Here is a 21,769-nt window from a genome sequence, read left to right on the forward strand (position 1 = left end):
CTGTGATAGAAGCAATCTATTGGTGAATATGGGATGTAAAGGGAATTCGTGATTTCAACGTGTTAGCATTTCAAAGTGGTCATACCAGTTGGAATTGCAATGCAGACAGCGGATCAGGAAAGCGCGCGGCAGGTGGCGGACGTCGTCGCCGAGCGTATCGAGCGATTGATTGTCGATGGCGTGCTGAAAACGGGGCAGGCGCTGCCGTCCGAGCGGCGCCTCACCGACAAGCTCGGCGTTTCGCGCACGGCGCTGCGCGAAGGGCTCAAGCTTTTGCGGGCGCGCGGCATCATCGAGACATCGCACGGCAAGGGCTCGTTCGTCGCCAGCCTCACCGCGCAACCCACGCTTACGCCGCTGATGCACCTGCTCGGCTCGCAGCCGCGCACCCTCTACGATCTGTTCGAAGTGCGTGCCTTGCTCGAAGCGGAGTCCGCCCGGCTTGCGGCGCTGCGTGGCACGCCTGCCGACTTCGTGCTGATCACGCGCCGCTACGAGGAAATGCTCGCGGCCCACGGCAAGGAGACGAGCGCGTCCACCCACGCGCGCCTCGATCATGCGTTTCACCTCGCAATTTGCGAGGCCTCGCATAACCCCGTGCTGGTGCATACCTTGAGCACGCTCACCGATCTGCTGCTGAGTTCCGTGTTCGCGTCGGTGAACAATCTCTATCACCGCGAACCGCAGAAACGGGTAATCGATCGTCAGCATGCGAGGCTCTACAACGCCGTCACCGGCAAGTTGCCCGAACAGGCGAAGAAGGCGGCGGCCGATCATATCGACAGCATGTGTGCGAACCTGCGGGAAATCGAACAGGAAGAGCAGCGGCTCGTGCGCGCCACGTTGCGGCTGGAAGGCTGGGAGTAGTCAGTGCTGCTGGCTGGGCGCAGGTGTCAGAATTACCGTAGCGCCGGAGTTAACGCGCAGCAGCGCTTTACAATCGAGCTTCAATACAAAAACGCGTGTTCCCCCACACCGCCCACACCATGCCTACCATCAGCGAGCTTTTCGTCTATCCGATCAAATCCTGCGCCGGCATCGCGCTTAACGAAGCGCGCCTGCTCGCCACCGGCCTCGAATACGATCGATGCTGGATGGTCACCGACCCGAGCGGTGCGATGCTCACACAGCGTGCGCATCCACGCATGGCGTTGATCAAGGTCGAACTCGGCGAACATGAACTCGTGATCCGCGCGCCGGGCATGAGCGCGTTGCGCACGCCGCTCGACGCCGCCGCACTTGGCGCACCGCAAAAGGTGCAAACCGTGGTTTGGGGCGACGCAGCCTACGGGCTCGACACTGGCGAAGAAAGCGCCGCATGGTTTTCGGGCTTTCTCGGCGTGCCATCGCGGCTTCTGCGCTTCAATCCCGAGCGCGAGCGGATTGTCGATCCGGACTACACCGGTAGCGTCGGCGGGGCCACCACGCATTTCGCCGATGGTTTTCCGCTGCTGGTGATCGGCCAGGCCTCGCTCGACGATCTGAATGTGCGCCTGAACAGTAAGGGCGCGTCGTCGATTCCGATCGACCGGTTCCGCCCCAACGTCGTGCTGACGGGGCTCGACGCGTATGAAGAGGATTATGTCGAGCGTCTGAGCGTGGATGGCGCAGAGGATGAGGCCGTGCAACTGCAACTGGTCAAGCTGTGCTCGCGCTGTCCGATGCCGACCATCGATCAGGCAAAGGGTGCGCCCGATCCCGATTGGCCGAATGAACCCACCGACACCATGAGCGTGTACCGGGCGAATCCGCAGCGAAATGGTGCGCTGACGTTCGGCAACAATGCAATCGTCGCGCGCGGAGCCGGGGCGTGGCTGCGTGTCGGGCAAACGGTCGAAGCTGAATTGGGGTTCGGCGATTAGGCCAGGGTTCTTGCCGGTATTGAGCTGAACGCCTGAATCGGCGCGCAGGGCGGCACGGCAATTAGCGCCTTGCCAGGCGCCGATGCATGCCCGCTAATGCGGGCCATGCCCGGTCAGCGCCGCGAGGATCACCGGCATCGGCACGGGCTTGACGAAATGATGGTTGAATCCGGAGCGCAACGACTCGCGCCTGTCTTCTTCGCGCGCGAGGCCGGTCACGGCGACCAGCGTGGGCGCTGGCGTGTCGGCCACGCGGCGGATGCGGCGGGCGACCGCGCGCCCGTCGAGACGCGGCATTTCGACGTCGAGCAGTGCGGCGCCCGGATGCCACGCGCAATACTGCGCGAGCGCGTCGAAGCCGTTGCGCGCGGTCCGGACGTCGAAACCATGCGCACTGAAGAAGAGTACGTAAGCGGCCAGCAGATTCGGATCATCGTCGGCGATCAGCAGGCGTGTGGTGCCGTCATTGCACATCCGGTTCTCCCCATTTGCTTTCCTTGTAGTGAGCAATTTGAAGTCCCGATAGAATCGGCGCCCAATTTCGGCAAGGACCCGGTCTATCACGGTCACCACACAGCGCGGATCTACAACGTGGGTAGTTATTTCCCTGCCGATCGTTTTGCCCGACGGCAGCTATTTCGGTAATCTCTACGCAATCGACCCGAATCCGAATGAGCACTCGGATGCGCGCACGATTAGTGGGTTCGAGATGTTCGCCGACCTGATCGCGCACCATTCAGGTTCACACGGCCGCTCTCACGGCACGCCACGCTGCGGCTCGATTTACGCGGCTTGCGCAACCGGCTCGTGCGCAATCACCGCTTCGGGTTGCATGGCAGCCGGGTCGTCGCGCAATTCGGTGCTTCCTTCACGCCCGCGCTCGCACGTGCACAGTGCTGCGTCGCACCATCCATGTGCCTCGCTGCATCAAAACGTGCCGCGCATCGTGCTGACAGCAGGTCCCCGTCATTTGCCGCCCGGCCCCGTGCGATAAGGCTGCAGCGGGAATTTTTCACAATTGGCACGGCCTTTGCGTAAAGCCTTGCCATCGGATCAACGTGGATCCGTTGCGAGTGCAACAACACAGCGCTCGCTGCAGCACAGGTCAGGACAACGGCGTCCCCCGAATTCAGTCATCGACTGGGTTCGCGGGACGCCGTTTTTATTTCCGGAATCGCTTTCGCGCAGCAGCCAAGCGGCAGCGATTCCAGCCCAGCACATTGAGGAAGCCGCGGTCATGAAAATCATCGTTATCGGTCACGGGATGGTCGGCCACAAACTGGTCGAATGCCTCGCACAAGACGCGGCGCATGGCCTCGACATCACCGTGCTGTGCGAAGAATCGCGCCCCGCGTACGACCGTGTGCATCTGTCGGAATTCTTTGCGGGCAAGACGGCTGACGACCTGTCGCTCGTCGAACCGGGTTTCTTCGAGCGCCAGAACGTCTTGCTGAAGTTGAATGCGAAAGCCGTGGCGATCGATCGCGACGCGCGCACGGTGACGGTATCGACCGGTGAGACATTGCCGTACGACAAGCTGGTATTCGCTACGGGCTCCTATCCGTTCGTGCCGCCCGTGCAAGGTCGCGAGCGGGCCGACTGCTTCGTCTACCGCACCATCGACGATCTCGAAGCCATGCAGGAATGCGGCGCGCGTTCGAAAACCGGCACGGTGGTCGGCGGCGGTCTGCTCGGTCTCGAATGCGCGAAGGCATTGCGCGACATGGGCCTGCAAACGCACGTGGTCGAATTCGCACCGCGCCTGATGGCGGTCCAGGTGGACGAAGGCGGCGGCCGGGTGCTGCGCACCAAGATCGAAGAACTCGGCGTGACGGTGCACACGCAGAAGAGCACCTCGGCGATCGTCGATGGCGACAACGGCACGCACCGCATGCAATTCGCCGACGGCAGCTTCCTCGACACCGACATGATCGTGTTCTCCGCCGGCATTCGTCCGCGTGACGATCTCGCACGCGAAAGCGGTCTCGCGCTCGGCGAACGCGGCGGCATCGTGATCGACAACGCGTGCCGCACCAGCGACCCGCACATCTACGCGATCGGCGAATGCGCGCTGTGGAACGGCAAATTGTTCGGCCTCGTGGCACCCGGTTATGACATGGCGCGCGCGGTGGCGAAGCAACTGCTCGGCGATTCGGCGGAATTCGCCGGCGCCGATATGAGCACCAAGTTGAAGCTGATGGGGGTGGACGTCGCCAGCATCGGCGATGCGCACGGCGACACACCGGGCAGCCGCGCGTATCAGTTCAGCGACGAACGCAAGCAGGTCTACAAGAAGCTGGTGGTGTCCGAGTGCGGCAAGTATTTGCTCGGCGGCGTGATGGTGGGCGATGCGACCGAATACGGCACGCTGCTGCAAATGATGCTGAACCGCATCGAATTGCCGGAAGCGCCTGAATTCCTGATCCTTCCGTCGTCCGACGGTCAGGCAAAGCCGGCGCTCGGCGTCGAGGCATTGCCCGCCGCCGCGCAGATCTGCTCGTGCAACAACGTTTCGAAGGGCGACCTGTGCGCGGCCGTGTGCGCGGGTGCGACCGATATCGGCGCGTTGAAGTGCGCGACCCAGGCCGGCACCTCGTGCGGCGGTTGCGTGCCGCTCGTCACGCAGGTGATGAAGGCCGAGATGAAGAAGCAGGGCCTCGCGGTTAACAACCACGTGTGCGAGCACTTCCCGTATTCACGTCAGGAGTTGTATCACCTCGTGCGCGTGGAGGGCGTGCGCAGTTTCGGCGAATTGCTCGCGAAGCACGGGCACGGCCTCGGTTGCGATATCTGCAAGCCGGTCGTGGCGAGCATCCTCGCGTCGTGCTGGAACGAATTCGTGTTGAAGAAGGAGCACGCCTCGCTGCAGGACACCAACGATTACTACCTCGCCAACATCCAGCGCGACGGCACCTATTCGGTGGTGCCGCGCATGGCAGGGGGTGAGGTGACTCCCGACGGTTTGATCGCCGTCGGTCAGGTGGCAAAAAAATACGGGCTCTACACGAAAATCACCGGCGGCCAGCGGGTCGACCTGTTCGGCGCGCGGGTCGAACAACTGCCGTTCATCTGGGAAGAGCTGATCGCGGCCGGTTTCGAATCGGGCCATGCATACGGCAAATCGCTGCGTACGGTGAAGTCGTGCGTCGGTTCGACGTGGTGCCGCTACGGCGTCGGCGACTCGGTGGGCCTCGCGGTCGAGCTTGAGAACCGCTACAAGGGCCTGCGCACGCCGCACAAGATCAAGTTCGGCGTATCGGGCTGCACGCGCGAATGCGCGGAGGCGCAAGGCAAGGACGTCGGCATCATCGCGACCGAGAAGGGCTGGAATCTCTACGTGTGCGGCAACGGCGGCATGAAACCCCGCCACGCGGAATTGCTCGCCTCGGACCTCGATAAGGACACGCTGGTGCGCTACATCGACCGTTTCCTGATGTTCTACGTGCGCACGGCAGACCGTCTGCAACGCACCAGCGTGTGGCGCGACAACCTCGAAGGCGGCCTCGAGTATCTGATCGACGTGGTCGTCAACGATCGTCTGGGCGTGGCTGCGGAACTCGAAGTGGAAATGCAGCACGTGGTCGAAACCTACGAATGCGAATGGAAGAAGGCCGTCACCGATCCTGAGACGCGCAAGCGCTTCCGTCACTTCGTCAACAGCGGCGAGCCGGACAGCAATGTCGCCTTCGTCGAGGAACGTGGCCAGATCCGGCCCGCGACGACGGCCGAGCGGAGATCGAAGCTCGTATCGATTCCTGTGGTTGTCGAAACCGTTTGATTTTTTTGTGTCGTTCACTGAGGACTTCTGCCATGAACCTTGACCGCCTTCCGCTTGCCTGGACACCGATTTGCCCGATCGACGAGATTGTCCCGAACACGGGCGTGTGCGCGCTCGTCAATGGCGAACAGGTCGCGGTATTTCATGTGGACAACGGCGACGCGGAGACCGTCGTGTATGCGATCGAAAACTACGATCCGGGCTCGCAAGCGGCGGTGATCTCGCGCGGGTTGATCGGCAGCCTCGGCGAGCGTCTGGTGGTTGCCTCGCCGATCTACAAGCATCACTTCGATCTGCGCACCGGCGAATGCCTCGAAACACCGGCGTATTCCGTCAGCGCGTTCTCCGCGCGGGTGGAAGACGGTCAGGTGTGGGTCGCGGTTTGATCGACTGATTTTTCAACCTCTTCGAACGACGTCGCCTGCCATGTCCTCCACTAGCGTAAAGACTGTGTGCCCTTACTGCGGCGTTGGCTGCGGAATGGTGCTGCACGTCGAGGACGGCCAGGTCGTGAAGATTTCCGGCGACAAGGAACATCCGGCGAACTTCGGACGGCTGTGCACGAAGGGCCAATCGGCACACGTCGCCTTGCGCAAGTCGGGCCGTCTGGAAGCTGCGTTCGTTCGTCATGCACGCGGCCAGGATCCGATGCCGCTGCCGATGGCGCAGGCGATCAGCGGCACGGCGGCGCGTTTGCGCGGCCTGCTCGACAAACATGGACCGGACGCCTTGTCGTTCTATGTGTCGGGCCAGATGTCGATCGAGGCGCAGTACCTCGTCAACAAGCTTGCGAAGGGTTTTGTCGGCACCAACAACATCGAATCGAATTCGCGTCTTTGCATGGCGAGCGCGGGCAGCGGCTACAAGCTCTCGCTCGGCGCGGACGGGCCGCCGGGGTCGTACGAAGACATCGATCATGCCGATCTGTTCTTCGTGATCGGCGCGAATATGGCCGACTGTCACCCGATTCTTTTTCTGCGCATGATGGACCGGGTGAAGGCGGGCGCGAAACTGATTGTGGTCGATCCGCGCCGCACCACGACGGCAGACAAGGCCGATCTCTTCATGCAGATCAAGCCGGGCACCGATCTGGCGTTGCTCAATGGTCTGCTGCATCTATTGCACGAAAACGGCCATACGGATGCGTCTTTTATCGCTGACGCTACCCAAGGCTGGGACGCGATGCCAGCTTTTCTCGCGGACTACACGCCGGAGAAAGTCGCGGAGATCACAGGCCTCGCCGTCGAAAACATCCATCAGGCCGCGCACATGATCGGCGCCGCGCCGGAGTGGATGAGCTGCTGGACCATGGGCCTGAATCAGAGCACGCATGGCACGTGGCACACGAACGCGATCTGCAATCTGCATCTGGCGACGGGAAAAATTTGCCGCCGCGGCAGTGGACCGTTCTCGCTGACTGGTCAGCCCAATGCGATGGGCGGCCGCGAAATGGGCTACATGGGTCCCGGTTTGCCGGGGCAACGCTCAGTGCTGGTCGAAGACGACCGCGTGTTTATCGAAGACCTGTGGGGCATTCCGAAGGGCACGCTGAAGACAGAAGTCGGCAACGGCACGATCGATATGTTCACCCGCATGGCCGCGGGCGAGATCAAGGCGTGCTGGATCATCTGTACGAATCCGGTAGCGAGCGTCGCCAACCGTCAGAACGCGATCGCCGGTTTGAGCGCCGCGGAGCTCGTGATTTCGCAGGACGCCTTTCTCGACACGGAGACCAATCGTTACGCCGATGTGCTTTTGCCTGGGGCGCTGTGGGCCGAAGCCGAAGGCGTGATGATCAACTCCGAGCGCAATCTGACGCTGATGCAGAAGGGCATCGAGCCGCCGGACGCTGCGTTGCCGGATTGGGAAATCATCGCGCGCGTCGCGTGTGAAATGGGCTTCGCCGATGCGTTTACCTATGCAAGCGCCGCAGAAGTTTTCGCGGAAATCACCCGCGCGTCGAATCCGAAAACCGGCTATGACTTGCGCGGTGCGAGTCATCGCCGTCTGAAGGAAACGCCGCTGCAATGGCCGCTTCCTTCCGACAACGCTGCGGACCGCAATCCAGTTCGCTACGTCAACGATGGCGTCAGCCAGACGCTGAAGGAACTGCCCGACGGTACCCGTCCGCGGCTCGTGTTTCCGACTGCAAGCGGTAAAGCCGTGTTCTTCGCACGTGCCTTTGCGGCCCCGGCTGAATTGCCCGATGGCGAATTTCCAATCGTGTTGAACACGGGACGTTTGCAGCATCAATGGCACACCATGACCAAGACCGGCAAGGTTGCGATGCTCAACAAGCTGAACCCTGGCCCGTTCGTGGAGATTCATCCTGAAGACGCCGCGACGCTCGGCATCAAGGCCAAAGACGCGGTCGAGATCCGGTCGCGGCGCGGACGCGCTGTATTGCCGGCGGTCGTCACGGAGCGCGTGCAGGCAGGGAACTGCTTCGCACCGATGCACTGGAACGACGTCTTCGGCGACGACCTGTGTATCAACGCAGTCACCAGCGACGCAATCGATCCAGTGTCGCAGCAACCCGAACTCAAGTTCTGCGCTGTTGCGCTGAGCCCGGTTGCGGTCGAATCCATCGACCCGGTTTCGAATGAGGGTGATGAGACGCTCATCGATATGCCAGCCGTTGGGGCCGACGCGGCGGCAGCAAGCGCAATATCGGCGAACACCAAGGAAATGGAAATGCCCCGCATCAACGCACTGACGAGCCTGCTGCAGCTTCCACAGACAGATGTGCCGTCGTTCACGGAAACCGAGCGGGCGTATCTGGGCGGTTTCGTCAGTGGCCTGCGCTCGGCTGAAGGACAAGGCATCGACAGCGTGCCGGTCTTGCCGGCCGGTGCACCGTTTGATCCGACTAACCGCTTGTACGTGGACGGTTTGCTGGCTGGACTTTACAGCCGCAGTGGAACACATGCGGCGTCGCCGGGCGGTGCGCTGGCCGCGCCGCAGTCCGACGCGGCGCATGCATCCGGTGTGCGCATCTTGCGCGTGCGACCCAAGGTGACCCTGCTGTGGGCCTCGCAAACCGGCAACACCGAATCGCTCACCGACCGTTATGCGACACGTCTGATGGAATCGGGCTTCGAAATCCGCACGTCATGCATGGCGGACTATCAGGCTTCGGCGCTCGCGAAAGCGCAGTACGTGCTGCTCATGACGAGCACCTTCGGCGACGGTGATCCGCCCGACAACGCGCAAAGTTTCTGGTCACAACTGAGCAGCGATGCCTCGCCTCGCCTCGAAGGTGTGCGCTATGCAGTGCTCGCACTGGGTGACCGAAACTACGATCAGTTCTGCGGCCATGGGCGCCGGCTCGACGAGCGTCTCGCCGCGCACAGCGCGCTGCGTCTGATGGATCGCGTCGACTGTGACAGCGAGTATCAGGAGAGCGCGGATGCATGGCTCGAAAGCATCATCGTGCGCATCAAGGAAGAAGATGCGGCGCTGCATGCGGTGCCGCCGGGCGGCATGATCAATGCCGTGGTGCCAGGCGCCGTGCCGACCAAGACGCGGCCGGCAGCATCGCGTCTCGTCAGGAACCTGCAACTGAACAAGCAGGGCGCCGTGAAGGATACGCGCTACTTCTCCTTGAGTACGGGCGATTCGGGCCTCGAATACGAAGTGGGCGATGCGCTGGGTGTATGGCCGAGCAATTGTCCCGAACTGGTCGACGAATTGATCAGCCTGAGCGGCTTGAGCGCCGACGCTGCGGTCAGCGTGTCCGGCGCGGGCGATATGCGCCTTGCCGACGCGCTCGGCAAGCACTACGAGATCGCGCGTCCCAGTCCTGATGCGCTCGCGTTCATTGCCGCACGCAGCAGCAACGGCACGCTGCGCGACCTGCTCTCTACGGAGCGCAAAGCGGACCTCAAACAATGGTTGTGGGGCCAACAGCTCGCCGACGTGCTGCACGAATTTCCGGTGGATCTGACGGCTGCCGAATTGACCGGCATGCTCAAGCGCCTGCAACCGCGTTTGTATTCGATTGCTTCGAGCCCGAAGGCGCATCCCGGCGAAGTTCATCTGACGGTGTCCGCGGTTCGCTACAGCAATGGCCGCCGCCGTCGCAAGGGCGTGTCCTCGACGTTTCTCGCCGACCGGGCCGGGGACGTGAATGTGCCGGTATTCGTGCAGAAATCCGCACACTTTCGTCCTCCTCACGTTTCGGACACGCCGATCATCATGGTCGGTCCCGGCACCGGCGTTGCACCGTTTCGCGGCTTTCTGCACGAGCGGCGTGCACGTGGTGACAAGGGGCGCAATTGGCTGTTTTTCGGCGAGCAGCATGCGGCCACTGATTTCTACTATCGCGACGAACTCGAAGCGATGCGCGACAGCGGTGTGCTGACCCAACTCGACGTCGCTTTCTCGCGCGATCAAACGGAAAAGATCTATGTGCAGGACCGCATGCGCGAGCAAGGTTCGCAACTGTGGGCATGGCTCGAAGAAGGTGCGCATTTCTACGTCTGTGGCGATGCTAGCCGCATGGCGAGAGACGTCGACGCGACGCTCAAGCACGTGGTCGCCCAGCACGGTGGCATGAGTGAAGAAAAAGCCGTTGAGTATGTGAGCCGTTTGGCGCAACAAAAGCGCTACGCACGCGATGTTTATTGATTTCTAGGGTGGCCGGCACAGGCACGGCATCACGATTTCAGAGCGTTCGCAGTCAAGCTTCAGTAGAGGGACCCGGATGGCATGGAGCTTGCGTGTTCAGACCGGTATTCAACTTCGTGATTATCCCGGTGCGCGGCAAATGAGCGCCGTGCACCAGGTAATCGAACAATCAGTATCTGTGAGGATGTCTAATGAAAAATGTGATGAGCTCCCTAAAGAGTGGGGACTGGCGCGCGCTAGTGGCGTGTTTCCTCTATTTCGACACTGGCTTCACCGTCTGGGTGCTGTATGGGCCGCTCGCGCCCTTCATCAGCAAGAGCATCGCAATGACACCTGCTCAGCAAGGTTTGCTGGTCGCCGTGCCCGTGCTGTCGGCGGCGATCCTGCGCGTGACACTCGGTAACCTCTATCAATCGGCACATGGCAAACGCATCGCGTTGATGGGCGTGTTGCTGTCGGCTGTGCCGACGATCGTGCTGCCGCTGTTGCCGTTCGTGCCGTCGTACACCTTGCTGCTGGTGCTCGGCGTGTTCCTCGGCGTGGGCGGTGCGAGCTTCGCGGTGGCCCTGCCGATGGCCGGCAGCAACTATCCGCCGAAGGTGCAGGGCCTGGTGCTGGGCCTCGCCGCTGCCGGCAACATCGGTGCAGTGCTCGACGGCTTCCTGTTCCCACAACTGGCGACGCACTACGGGTGGCAAATGGCGACGGCCGGCGCACTGCCGTTGCTCGCCATCGCAGCGATCACGCTGTACTTCTGGGCCAACGATTGTGGTATCAAATCAGGCAGCGTGCTGCGCGCGTTCGGCAGCTTTACGGTAACGCTCGTTGGCTTGATCGTACTCGTGCTGCTGGTCGAAGCGGGCCTGTTCGGTTCGGGCAAGACAGGTGTGCTGCTGTTGCCGGTGATCGGCGCGCTGCTGGCGATTGCCGTGCTGCCCAAGCGCTATCGCTCGGTACTGGCCGAGCGCGACACGTGGGTGATCATGCTGGTGTACAGCATCACTTTCGGTGGTTTTGTCGGCATGTCCTCGTATGTTTCGCTGCTGCTCACCAACCTGTATCAGCTGTCGAAGATCGATGCGGGTCTGTTCATGGCGCTGCTTGCAGCAACCGGCGCGATCGTGCGGCCGCTCGGCGGCTTGATCGCCGACAAGGTGTCCGGCGTGCGCGCACTGACGTTCCTGCTTGCGATCATTTCGCTGTGCGACCTCGTATTCGCTGCCGCGATGCCGTCGATGGTGGGCGGGATTGCGCTGCTGCTATGCCTGTATGTGGCCTTCGGTCTGGGCAATGGGGCGACCTTCCAGCTGGTGCCGCATCGCTGGGCCGGCCGGACCGGGTTGATGTCGGGCATCGTCGGCGCCGCGGGCGGTATCGGCGGGTTCTATCTGCCGGTCGTGATGGGCATCGCGAAGGAAAGCACGGGCAGCTATCAGATGGGTTTTGCGACCTTCGGCGCGCTGGCAGCTTGCGCGTTCCTCTCGATCGTCGCACTGCGCCGTCCGTGGATGGCGTGGTCGATGCACAGTAACGTGATGCACGCGCACGCAACGGAGTAACGCGACTGGACATCCGCGTCGCGGTCGATGCGCCTGGCCTTGAACCGGTCGTCGATACGGTCCACGCATTCGACGAACCGCCGGCCGCGGTGGACGTGTCGGTCGACTACTCGCCGGAGCCCACCACACTAGTCGCATTCGAGCTGAGCGAGGTCGATTCGGGCACGTTGTTGCGTGTGATCGAATCGGGCTTCGATCGAATTCCTGCCGCGCGCCGTGACGAGGCGTTCCGTATGAATAGCGGCGGCTGGGAAGAGCAGATGGTCAACATCGAAAAGTATGTCGCAAAGGGATAAGCCGGCTGCCGGTAATGCGCGTGCGAAGGCAGCCATGCTGCGAAGTTCCGCGCAGATTTTTGCGGCGCTCGGCGATGAGACGCGCCTGCGCCTGATCGCCGTGTTGTGCGCGGGCAGTGCGATGTCGATCGCTCAGTTGACCGCCGGAACGGAGATCACGCGGCAGTCCGTCACGCAGCATCTGCAGGTGCTCGCCAACGCGGGGCTTTTGCGCGACGTCAAGGTGGGCCGTGAACGCTTATGGGCGTTCGAACCGGCACACTTCGACGAAGCGCGACGCGCGCTCGAGCGATCTCGCAGCAGTGGGATCACGCGTTGTTGAGATTGAAGGCGGCGGTGGAGGAGGATTGAACCCTCAGAACTTGTGCCGCAACGCGACCCGCACGGCGACCTGATTCCCCGTCGACGAGGGCGCCTGCACGCCCGGAATGAACGCGTTGTCGAGAATCGAGTTGGTCGAGTCGCCAGCCACCTTCTGGTACTCGCCCTGCACATAAACGTCTGTGCGTTTGGTCAGGTTGTAATCGGCCATTAAACCGACCGAGTGAATCTTCGGCTTCACGCTGCCGGTCGACGCGTCGTAGTTCTCCATCGTGTACACATACTGCGCGCCGATAAAGAAGGCCGGCGTGAACTGGTATTTGCCGTTCACTTCGAAATTCTGATACTTCAGCGTATTCAACTTGACGCCGGGCGCCGCCAGCGGGATGCCGATATAGCCGTTGCCGGTCGGATCCTTATAGTTGGAGTTGGTGTAAGCAAAACCGGCGGTCGCCGAGCCGAACGTGTAGTTGATGCCGCCGCCGACCACCCGCATGCGCCCGGCGATGAAGCTCGCGTCGTTCGCGGTGATCGCGCCGGTGGAACCCGCGCCCGGATTGTTCGCCTGCAGGTACGCGGCTGCAATCAGCAGGCCGCCGTTCGCATACTGGCCGCCGAAGCTATAGGCGCGATTGTTCGCGAAGTTCGTGTCGTTGCTGAAGCTGTACACGCCGCCGAACTGGAAGCCCGCGATCTCCGGGCTCGCGTACTTCACGCTGTTGCCGAGCCGGAACGAGTTGTCCGTGTTGTCGTTGTCATACGGGTGCGCAAACAGGTAGCCGGCCCAGTTGCCGTTGGCGGTGGTCTGCGCGAGGTAGTCGACCACCGAATCGTACTGGCGACCGAGCGTGACCGTGCCGAACCGGCCGTCGCTCAAGCCCACATAAGCCTGGCGGCCGAACATGCGGCCGCCCTGGCCCAGCCGCCCCGAGCTCACATCGAAGCCGTTTTCCAGTTGGAACACCGCCTTCATGCCCCCGCCCAGATCTTCCGAACCCTTCATGCCCCAGCGGCTGCCTTGCGCATAGCCGCTCGCCATTTCCCAGACCGCGCCGCGCCCGGCATTGTTGGTGTAGTCGATACCTTCATCCAGCACGCCGTACAGAGTCACGCTGCTTTGCGCAAAGGCGGACGGGGCCGCCAGCGAGGCGAGTGCGGTGAACGCTGCGGTGGCGATGACATTCTTTTTCATTGTTAGCTCCAGGCGTTGGTAACGAGCGGCCCGGGTGGTTCGAAACGGGGTTCGAACAGGTTCAGAGGCCGCTGCTTTTTGGCAAAGCCCGGATTCTGCTATTCGAGATGGGAATCGCGTATGAGGCACATCCCTGGATAAACATGATTTTTTCGAATGTTTGTCCAGCGAATTATTCGCTTGTGGGCGGCCGTGCCCCGGAGAAAAATTCTGTTCATGCACCTTTGGCATGAAGGCAATAGCCGAAGGCAATGCGCCACTGCGCAGGTTTCTGCACCACGCTTCTCAGGAGACGACATGCGACTCGATCGGAATTTTGCTAACGGCTGCTTTATCGACGCGGCAAGCGACGAGCTCATCGCCGTCACCAACCCTGCCACTGAAGCCGTGATTGCGCACGTCACGGGCGCCACCGAGGCCGAGGCAATCGCTGCGGTCGATGCCGCAGCAGCCGCTCAGAAAGGCTGGCGCAAGCTGCCGTCGGCCGAGCGCGCGGTCTATCTGCATAGGCTCGCCGACGCGCTCACCGAATGCGCGCCCGCCATCGGCGCGGCGCTCGCGCTGGAGTCGGGCAAGAGCGTTGCCGACGCCACCAACGAAGCGATCTACGCCGGCCAGATCACCCGCTACCACGCCGAATGGGCGCGCCGCATCGAAGGCGAGGTGATTCCGAGCGACACACCTGACGAAAACCTCGTGTTGCATCGTGAGCCGATCGGGGTGGTCGCGTGTCTGATCCCGTTCAATTACCCGGTCTATACGTTCATGCGCAAGGTGGCGCCGGCACTCATCGCCGGCAACACCGTGGTGGTGCGCCCAAGCAACAACACGCCGACTTCCGCCTTCGAGATCGCCAGGGCGGTTGAGAAAGCAGGGCTGCCCGCTGGCGTCGTGAATATTCTCACGATGAATCATGCAACCGCCGAAGCGCTTTGCACGCATCCGAAGGTCGGCATGATCACGCTGACCGGCAGCGTCGGCGCGGGACGCAAGGTACTCGAATATTGCAAGGCGAACATCGCCAAGCCGTCGCTCGAACTGGGCGGCAAGACGCCCGCCATCATCGAGGCGGATGCCGATCTGGAGAAAGCCGCGCGCGATCTGGTTGCGTCCAAAACCACGCACTGCGGGCAGCTTTGCACGGCGATCGAACGTGTCTACGTGCAGGAAAGCGTGCATGACCGTTTCGTCGCGCTGCTGAAGAAGCACATGAGCGCGGTGGAATCCGGCGATCGCAGCGAACAGCCTTCACTGATGGGTCCGCTGGTCAACGACGCGTCGCGTCAGTCGATTCACGGAATGGTCGAGCGCGCGATTGCGGCGGGCGCCACGCTCGAAACCGGCGGCAGGCTGCCGCAAGGCAAGGGCTTCTTCTATCCGGCTACGCTGTTGTCGAACTGCCGTCAGGACATGGAAATCATCCAGGAAGAAACCTTCGGTCCGATCATGCCGGTCGTCAAATACCGCACGCTGGACGAAGCACTGGAGATGGCCAACGACCATCAATTTGGTTTGTCGTCGGTGCTTTATACCGAGAACTACCGCAGTGCGATGAAGATCGCCAACGGCATCGAAGCAGGCGAGTTATACGTGAACCGCACGCCTGCCGACCCGTACCAAGGTTTCCACGCGGGCTGGAAACGCTCGGGTCTCGGCGGCGACGACGGCAAGCACGGCATGCTCGAATTCACGCAGACCCGACTCGTGGTCATGAAGTACTGAAGCTGAAACCGGCGCGTGCCGCGCGATTCGGAGTAGACGGCACGCGTCGCCTTGAAACCCGCAGAAACGCAGCAAATCCGCTGCACTTATAAAAAAATTTGGAGATCCGGCAGACCGGTAGACCGGCGCTGTGTCTCTCAGGAGCGCTCACGTGTCATCTCAACCCGTTCAAACCACCGCGTCGCTTGCCTCAAGCGACGCAGAAACCGCGCTGCAAAACAACAAGGCTCAACGCTACATCCAGCTCATGTTGCTGGTGGTGGCAGCCGGCGCGATTTACCCGATTCTGTATCTGCGGCAGGTCTATCAGCCGACGATGCTCGAAGTGTTTCACATCACCGATAGTCAACTCGGCTATCTGTATTCGTCGCTCGGCACGATCTTTCTGCTGAGCTACCTGCCGAGCGGCTGGCTCGCCGACCGGATCGCACCGCGCCTGCTGATCTGCTTTTCGCTGATTGCAACCGGCGTGCTCGGCCTGTGGTATTCGACCGCGCCTTCGTTCCAGGTGCTGATGCTGATCTTCGGCGGCTGGGGTTTGTCGACCGGATTGACCTTCTGGGCCGCCGTCATCAAACGCGTGTCGATGATCGCCGGCACGCAGGAGCAGGGCCGCTTCTTCGGTTTGCTCGACGGCGGACGCGGCTTGATCGAAGCCATGCTCGCGACTATCGCGATCACGCTATTCGCGTGGTTCACGCAGACCAAAGGGGAGCCGGTTGCGGCCGGCTTCAAGCTGGTCGTCTACATGTACGCGTTTCTGTGCATCGCGCTCGGTGTGGTACTCGCGCTCGTCAAAGACCCGCAAGGCGCAAAAGACGCTGCCGCCAATCGTGCCGCGAAGAAACGCAGCAACGTGCTGGTCGATCTGAAAACGCTCGCGTCGATTCCCGAATTGTGGCTGGTCGCGGCCATCGTGTTCTGCGGCTATCAGGTGTTCTGGGCCACCTACAGTTTCTCCGCGTATCTGCATGAAAGAGAGATTGGCTTGACGGTGGTGATGGCCGGCACGATTACCACGCTCAAGCTGTGGATGCGGCCGATCGGCGGCATCGGCGGCGGCTTTCTCGGCGACCGTTATTCGAAAGTCTCGGTGCTGGTGATCGCGCTCTTTCTCGCGGCAGTCTCGCTGCTGGGCCTGATGGCAGCGCCACGTATCTCGAGCCACGTGCTGCTGGTGTTCCTCGTGCTCTTCATCGGCATTCTGACTTACGCGATTCGAGGTCTGTACTGGTCGCTCTTGGATCGCTGCAAGATCCCGGTCGAAACGATGGGCCTCGCCATCGGCCTGATCTCCGTACTCGGCTATTCACCCGACGTGTTCCTGCCGTTGATCAACGGCTATCTGACGCAGAACTTCCCGGGCGTCTTCGGTTACCAGCTTTACTTCGGTTATGTGGCCGGAGTGGCGGCGCTCGGCGGCTTTGCCGGCCTGGCGCTACGAAACATGCTTAATAGGAAAGGGGTTGCGTAAATGAAAGTCGTCTCGCTCGAAACGCATATCGTCGCCGTACCGCCGCCGCACGTGGGTGGCATGTACTGGATCTTCGTCAAGCTCAAGACCGATTGCGGTATTGAGGGTGTCGGCGAAATCTATTCGGCGACGTTCCATCCGAAGGCGATGACCCACATCATCGACGATGTATTCGGCCGTTATCTGCTCGATAAAGATCCGCATCATATCGAGCGGCTCTGGCGCGAAGCGTATTCGAGCGGCTTCACGCAACGCCCCGATCTGACGATGATGGGCGTGGTCAGCGGGCTGGAAATGGCGTGCTGGGACATCATCGGCAAGGCGGCGAACAAGCCGGTGTACGAGCTGTTGGGCGGCATGGTGAACCCGCGTCTGCGTTCGTACACGTATCTCTATCCGAAGAACAGCCGCGGCGAATACGACTACGACGATCCCGATCTCGCCGCTGAATGCGCCGTTGAAAACGTGAAGCGTGGCTTCACTGCGGTGAAGTTCGATCCGGCGGGGCCGTACACGGCTTACTCGGGTCACCAACTGTCGATGGAAGTACTCGACCGTTGCGAGACTTTCTGCCGCCGCGTGCGCGAAGCCGTCGGCAGCAAGGCCGATCTGCTGTTCGGCACGCATGGACAGATGGTGCCGTCGTCGGCAATCCGGCTCGCCAAACGTCTCGAGAAATACGATCCGTTGTGGTTCGAAGAACCGGTGCCGCCGGGGCAGGAAGGCGCGATGGCGCAAGTCGCGCAGCACACGAGTATTCCGATTGCCGCGGGCGAACGCCTGACCACCAAGTATGAATTCTTCAAGCTGCTCGAAGCGGGTGCGGCGTCGATTCTGCAACTGAATGTGGCGCGTGTGGGCGGCCTGCTCGAAGCGAAGAAAGTCGCGGCGATCGCCGAGGTGTACTACGCGCAGATCGCACCACATCTATACAACGGGCCGATCGGCGCGGCTGCCAGCATCCAGCTCGCTGCTTGCACGCCGAACTTTCTGATTCAGGAAAGCATCGGCACGTGGGACGGCTTTCATGCGGCGGTGTTGAAGAAGCCGATTCAGTGGGAAGACGGCTACATCATTCCTTCGCAGGAACCGGGTCTGGGCGTGGAGTTGAACATGGACGTCGTCAGGCAGCACACGCCGTACACCGGCGAGCGTCTGCATCTGCAAATGGCCTCGCAACCCGCCGACGTGAAAGATCTCGCGCCGGCCAAGGGTTGAGCCCGGATTGAACCTGCAGGTTCGACCTGCAAGTTTCAAGCTGCGAGTTTCACATTGTTTTACGCATTCAATGGATTGGGCGCCGTCTGGCGATATAGAGCATGAACTACGATTACATCATCGTCGGCGCAGGTTCGGCGGGCTGCATTCTCGCCAATCGCCTTTCGGCGTCGGGCCAATATTCGGTACTGCTGCTCGAAGCGGGCGGCAAGGACAGCTCGTTCTGGTTCAAGATTCCCGTGGGTTTCACCAAGACGTACTACAACGAAACCTATAACTGGATGTACTACAGCGAGCCAGAAAAGGAACTCGACAACCGGCCAATCTATTGCCCGCGCGGCAAAGTGCAGGGCGGCTCAGGCTCGATCAACGCGATGATCTACGTGCGCGGCCAGCCGCATGATTTCGACGACTGGGCGGCGGCGGGCAACCCGGGCTGGGCGTTTGGCGAGGTGCTGCCGTATTTCCGCAAGCTCGAATCGCATCCGCTCGGCAACACCGAGTATCACGGCGCGGACGGCCCGATCCGTATCTCGCCGATGAAGGATGCCGTCCATCCGATTTGCCACGTGTTTCTCAAAGGCTGCGACCAGGCCGGCTACAAGCGCAGCGACGACTTCAACGGCGCACGTTTCGAAGGCGCGGGCATCTACGACGTGAATACGCGCAACGGGCAGCGTTCGTCGAGCAGCTTCGAGTACCTGCATCCGGTACTGACGCGTAAGAACCTGACGGTCGAGCGTGACGTGCTGGCAAACCGCGTGCTGTTCGACGGCAACCAGCGGGCAATTGGCGTGAGCGTGACGCAGAACGGCGCGACGCGGCAATTCATGGCGAACCGTGAGGTGATCCTGTCGGCGGGCGCGGTCGATTCCCCCAAACTGCTGCAACTCTCGGGCGTTGGCGATAGCACGTTGCTGGCGAAGCATCGCATCGCGATGGTCAAGGAACTGCCCGCTGTCGGGCAGAACCTGCAGGACCATCTGTGCGTGAGTTTCTACTATCGCGCGAACGTGAAGACGTTGAACGACGAGATGCGTCCATTGCTCGGCAAGCTCAAACTCGGTCTGCAGTATCTGCTGACGCGCAAGGGGCCGCTCGCGATGAGCGTGAACCAGTCGGGCGGATTCTTCAAGGGCAACGATCAGGAAGCGCAGCCGAATCTGCAGTTGTATTTCAATCCGTTGTCGTACCGGATTCCGAAGAGCAACAAGGCGAATCTCGAACCCGAGCCGTATTCGGGCTTTCTGCTCGCGTTCAATCCGTGCCGCCCGACGAGCCGCGGATCGATCGAGATCGCATCGAATCGCGCGGAAGACGCCGCGAAGATCCGCATCAACGCGCTGACTACGGAGAAGGACATCGACGAAGTGATTCAGGGTTGCGAACTGGTGCGCAAGGTCATGTCATCGCCGGCGTTGAAAGAGATCACGGTCGAAGAAATCTCGCCGGGACCGCAGGTGAATACGCGTGAGGGCTTCCTGCAATATTTCCGAGAGCAATCGGGTTCGATCTATCACCTGTGCGGCTCGTGTGCGATGGGCGACGACCCGCGCACCTCGGTGGTCGATGCGCGTTTGCGGGTGCACGGCATTGCCGGCTTGCGCGTGGTCGATGCGTCGATTTTCCCGAACATCACGTCGGGCAACATCAATGCACCGACGATGATGGTGGCGGAGAAGGGCGCCGAGATGATTCTCATGGACGCCGCCGTCGAATCCGCCTTTAAGCCCGAAACGGCGGAGCTGGCTGCTGCTGCCTGACTGATGGAAATACACCGTTAGCGGTGTAGAGAGAAAAGCGCGCCGATGCGATGCAATCGGCGCGCTTTTTTGCGTCACGTAAGGCGGCACCGGTGTGGCTCAAACGGCGCTGCGTGGCTTAGCCGCCCGCACTCGGACGATTTTTGCGCCACTTAACGCGCTTCGCCCAACTGTGCCGACTCCGACGAATCGAGCGCACGCTCGGTCAACCAGATCTCCTGCTGCAGCCAGTCACGGAATAGCGCAACGTGCGGCAGCTCGTCCTGTTCCGCGCGCGTGATGAGCCAGTACGACTGATGCCCGTCGACGTGCACATTCAGCACCTGCACGAGTTGGCCTTCCGCGAGTTCGCGGCCGATCATGTGACGATCGGCGATCGTTACGCCGAGGCCGTCGATGGCCGCGCGGATCGCGTGATCGAGCAGATCGAATTCGTAGCCGCCGCGGGTGTCGACGTTGTCGATGCCGGCTGCTTTTAGCCAGTGCTGCCAGGTCTGATAGCGCTGATCGGCGCTCGCGAGCACGTGCAGCAGCGTGAACTGATTCAGATCGATGGCCGCGCGGCCGGCCTGGCGCGCGAGCAACGCGGGCGCGCAGACGGCGATATGCCGTTCGTTCATCAGCAGACGGTTGTCGAAGCCTTCCCACTCGCCGTTGCCGAAGCGAATCGCGCAGTCGAGTACACCCGATTCGGCGAGGTTGTCGTCGATGCGGGTCGACAGGCTGAGTTCGAGATGCGGATGCGCGTCGCGCAGGCGTCCGAGACGCGGCATCAGCCATCGGCTCGTGAAGGTGGGGGGCGCGTTGATACGCAGGCGGTTGCGGTGGGTTTTTTCCTGCAGGCTGCGGACTGTGAGTTCGATCCGGTCGAATGATTGTTGCAGCGCCTGGAGGAGGATGCGGCCGGCGGCCGAGAGCTCGAGGTGGTGATGGTGACGCTGGAGCAGCGTCTCGCCGAGTTGGGCTTCTAGTTGCCGGACTTGCCGGCTGACTGCGCTTTGCGTCACGTTCAGGAGTTCCGCTGCGCGGGTGAAGCTGCCCGTGCGGCCGGCGACTTCGAAGGCTTTTAGCGCGTTCAGCGCGGGCATTTTGCGTTTCAAGATCTGGCTCTGGGGGCTTTGCGCGGCGGCGCGGGTGGTGGGTATTTTACTTGGTTGGCTGTGGGGGTTGGGCTTTGGCTGGATTGTTTGCCTGCGCGGCGCTTTTGTCTGTTTGCCTATGGGGTTGGCCTTTCCTTGTTTTGTTAGTGGTTTATTAGCGTTGCCCCTGTGCGGGGCGGCACCTACTTCTCTTTGCTGCTGCAAAGAGAAGTAGGCAAGAGAAAGCAGCTCACACCGCCAATTCTTAAGCGGGTCCCCCGCACAGTCGCGGTAGTGGTGCATCTGGAATTTGTGTCTTCGCACATTCGGCGTCAGTGACAAGGCAATCATACTTCCCGCCTCGCACTCCGTGCTCGCCGGAAGGGTCTGCTGCGACCCCGTGCTTCGTTTCGCGTGGCGGAGCCATTGACTTTGCCTCGGCAAACGACAGAATTCGCCGGTGGAAGGGTTTGCCGCAACCCGGAGCTTCGTTCTGCGTAGTGGGGCCATCGGCTTCGCCTTGGCAAACGACAGAATTCGCTGGCGTTTCGGAGGGGCAGCTTCAATCTTGAGATCTTCACGAGAGTTGCCAGGCCCGCGCATTGCAAGAGCGCATTTCCAATAGTACGGCTTCGCCTCGCGATATTGGCGACCCAACGGCGGCACACCGCCCCAGGTAAGCGCCGGCGCGAGAACGCAGCACGCGGCTTGATGAACTACCGCGTCGGCGCGCGCAGCGCCGCCGGAGGTATGACTGCCTTGTCACCAGGGTCGAATGTGCGAGGGTACAGTTCCAGATGCACCACTACCGTGGCTGTGCGGGGGACCCGCTTAAGAATTAGCGGTGTGAGCTGCTTTCTCTTGCCTACTTCTCTT

13 protein-coding genes and 2 pseudogenes are annotated in these 21,769 nt (G+C 61.6%); 12 read left to right on the plus strand and 3 right to left on the minus strand.

The window, feature by feature from the left end:
- Positions 1-99 precede the first annotated feature (99 nt).
- Both glcC and KHO31_RS06800 read left to right on the plus strand, forming a co-directional pair.
- Positions 100-867: a transcriptional regulator GlcC gene (gene glcC, locus KHO31_RS06795; protein ID WP_201086056.1), complete on the plus strand. Its 768-nt coding sequence runs from the start codon at positions 100-102 to the stop codon at positions 865-867.
- A gap of 119 nt (positions 868-986) precedes the next feature.
- The gene (locus KHO31_RS06800; RefSeq protein WP_201079321.1) at positions 987-1,862 is read left to right on the plus strand and encodes an MOSC domain-containing protein; all 876 of its coding nucleotides are present in this window, start codon (positions 987-989) and stop codon (positions 1,860-1,862) included.
- A gap of 93 nt (positions 1,863-1,955) precedes the next feature.
- Here the strand turns inward: KHO31_RS06800 and KHO31_RS06805 are convergent, their stop codons facing one another.
- Positions 1,956-2,336 carry a response regulator gene (locus tag KHO31_RS06805; RefSeq protein WP_201079319.1) on the minus strand — a complete coding sequence of 127 codons (381 nt, stop codon included), beginning with the start codon at positions 2,334-2,336 and terminating at the stop codon, positions 1,956-1,958.
- A 763-nt stretch (positions 2,337-3,099) separates the two neighbouring features.
- Here KHO31_RS06805 and nirB point away from each other — a divergent pair.
- The 6 genes and pseudogenes from nirB (at position 3,100) to KHO31_RS06835 (ending at position 12,475) form a co-directional block, all read left to right on the plus strand.
- Positions 3,100-5,640 (plus strand): nitrite reductase large subunit NirB, encoded by a 2,541-nt coding sequence (nirB, locus tag KHO31_RS06810; RefSeq protein WP_201139229.1) that lies wholly within the window; start codon positions 3,100-3,102, stop codon positions 5,638-5,640.
- Positions 5,641-5,672: 32 nt separating this feature from the next.
- Positions 5,673-6,026, plus strand: coding sequence for a nitrite reductase small subunit NirD (gene nirD / locus KHO31_RS06815; RefSeq protein ID WP_201079315.1), 354 nt, complete (start codon positions 5,673-5,675; stop codon positions 6,024-6,026).
- Positions 6,027-6,066: 40 nt separating this feature from the next.
- Positions 6,067-10,269 carry a bifunctional nitrate reductase/sulfite reductase flavoprotein subunit alpha gene (locus KHO31_RS06820; RefSeq protein WP_211622931.1) on the plus strand — a complete coding sequence of 1,401 codons (4,203 nt, stop codon included), beginning with the start codon at positions 6,067-6,069 and terminating at the stop codon, positions 10,267-10,269.
- Positions 10,270-10,460: 191 nt separating this feature from the next.
- Positions 10,461-11,828 (plus strand): MFS transporter, encoded by a 1,368-nt coding sequence (locus KHO31_RS06825; protein WP_201139227.1) that lies wholly within the window; start codon positions 10,461-10,463, stop codon positions 11,826-11,828.
- Positions 11,829-11,908: 80 nt separating this feature from the next.
- Positions 11,909-12,124: pseudogene (locus tag KHO31_RS06830) on the plus strand (SRPBCC domain-containing protein); the annotation flags it as partial.
- Positions 12,108-12,475 (plus strand): annotated as a pseudogene (locus KHO31_RS06835) (ArsR/SmtB family transcription factor). The pseudogenes KHO31_RS06830 and KHO31_RS06835, both read left to right, overlap by 17 nt.
- Before the next feature lie 4 nt (positions 12,476-12,479).
- On the opposite strand, the gene KHO31_RS06840 reads toward KHO31_RS06835, so the two are convergent.
- Positions 12,480-13,637 (minus strand): porin, encoded by a 1,158-nt coding sequence (locus tag KHO31_RS06840; protein WP_211622933.1) that lies wholly within the window; start codon positions 13,635-13,637, stop codon positions 12,480-12,482.
- A gap of 297 nt (positions 13,638-13,934) precedes the next feature.
- Between KHO31_RS06840 and aldA the strand changes: the two genes are divergently transcribed.
- The 4 genes from aldA to KHO31_RS06860 all read left to right on the plus strand — a co-directional run bounded on the left by aldA (position 13,935) and on the right by KHO31_RS06860 (position 19,814).
- Complete coding sequence (gene aldA / locus KHO31_RS06845; protein WP_211622935.1) at positions 13,935-15,359, plus strand: aldehyde dehydrogenase; 1,425 nt, start codon at positions 13,935-13,937, stop codon at positions 15,357-15,359.
- Between the two features lie 151 nt (positions 15,360-15,510).
- Positions 15,511-16,833 (plus strand): MFS transporter, encoded by a 1,323-nt coding sequence (locus tag KHO31_RS06850; RefSeq protein ID WP_201141087.1) that lies wholly within the window; start codon positions 15,511-15,513, stop codon positions 16,831-16,833.
- Positions 16,834-18,051: a mandelate racemase/muconate lactonizing enzyme family protein gene (locus tag KHO31_RS06855; RefSeq protein ID WP_201079301.1), complete on the plus strand. Its 1,218-nt coding sequence runs from the start codon at positions 16,834-16,836 to the stop codon at positions 18,049-18,051.
- Positions 18,052-18,152: 101 nt separating this feature from the next.
- Entirely contained in the window at positions 18,153-19,814 is a 1,662-nt protein-coding gene (locus KHO31_RS06860) for a GMC family oxidoreductase (RefSeq protein ID WP_201079299.1), read from the plus strand.
- Between the two features lie 152 nt (positions 19,815-19,966).
- On the opposite strand, the gene KHO31_RS06865 is transcribed toward KHO31_RS06860, so the two are convergent.
- Positions 19,967-20,902, minus strand: coding sequence for a LysR substrate-binding domain-containing protein (locus KHO31_RS06865; RefSeq protein WP_201079416.1), 936 nt, complete (start codon positions 20,900-20,902; stop codon positions 19,967-19,969).
- Positions 20,903-21,769: the final 867 nt, after the last annotated feature.

The organism is Paraburkholderia domus, from assembly GCF_905220705.1.
GTDB lineage: Bacteria > Pseudomonadota > Gammaproteobacteria > Burkholderiales > Burkholderiaceae > Paraburkholderia > Paraburkholderia domus.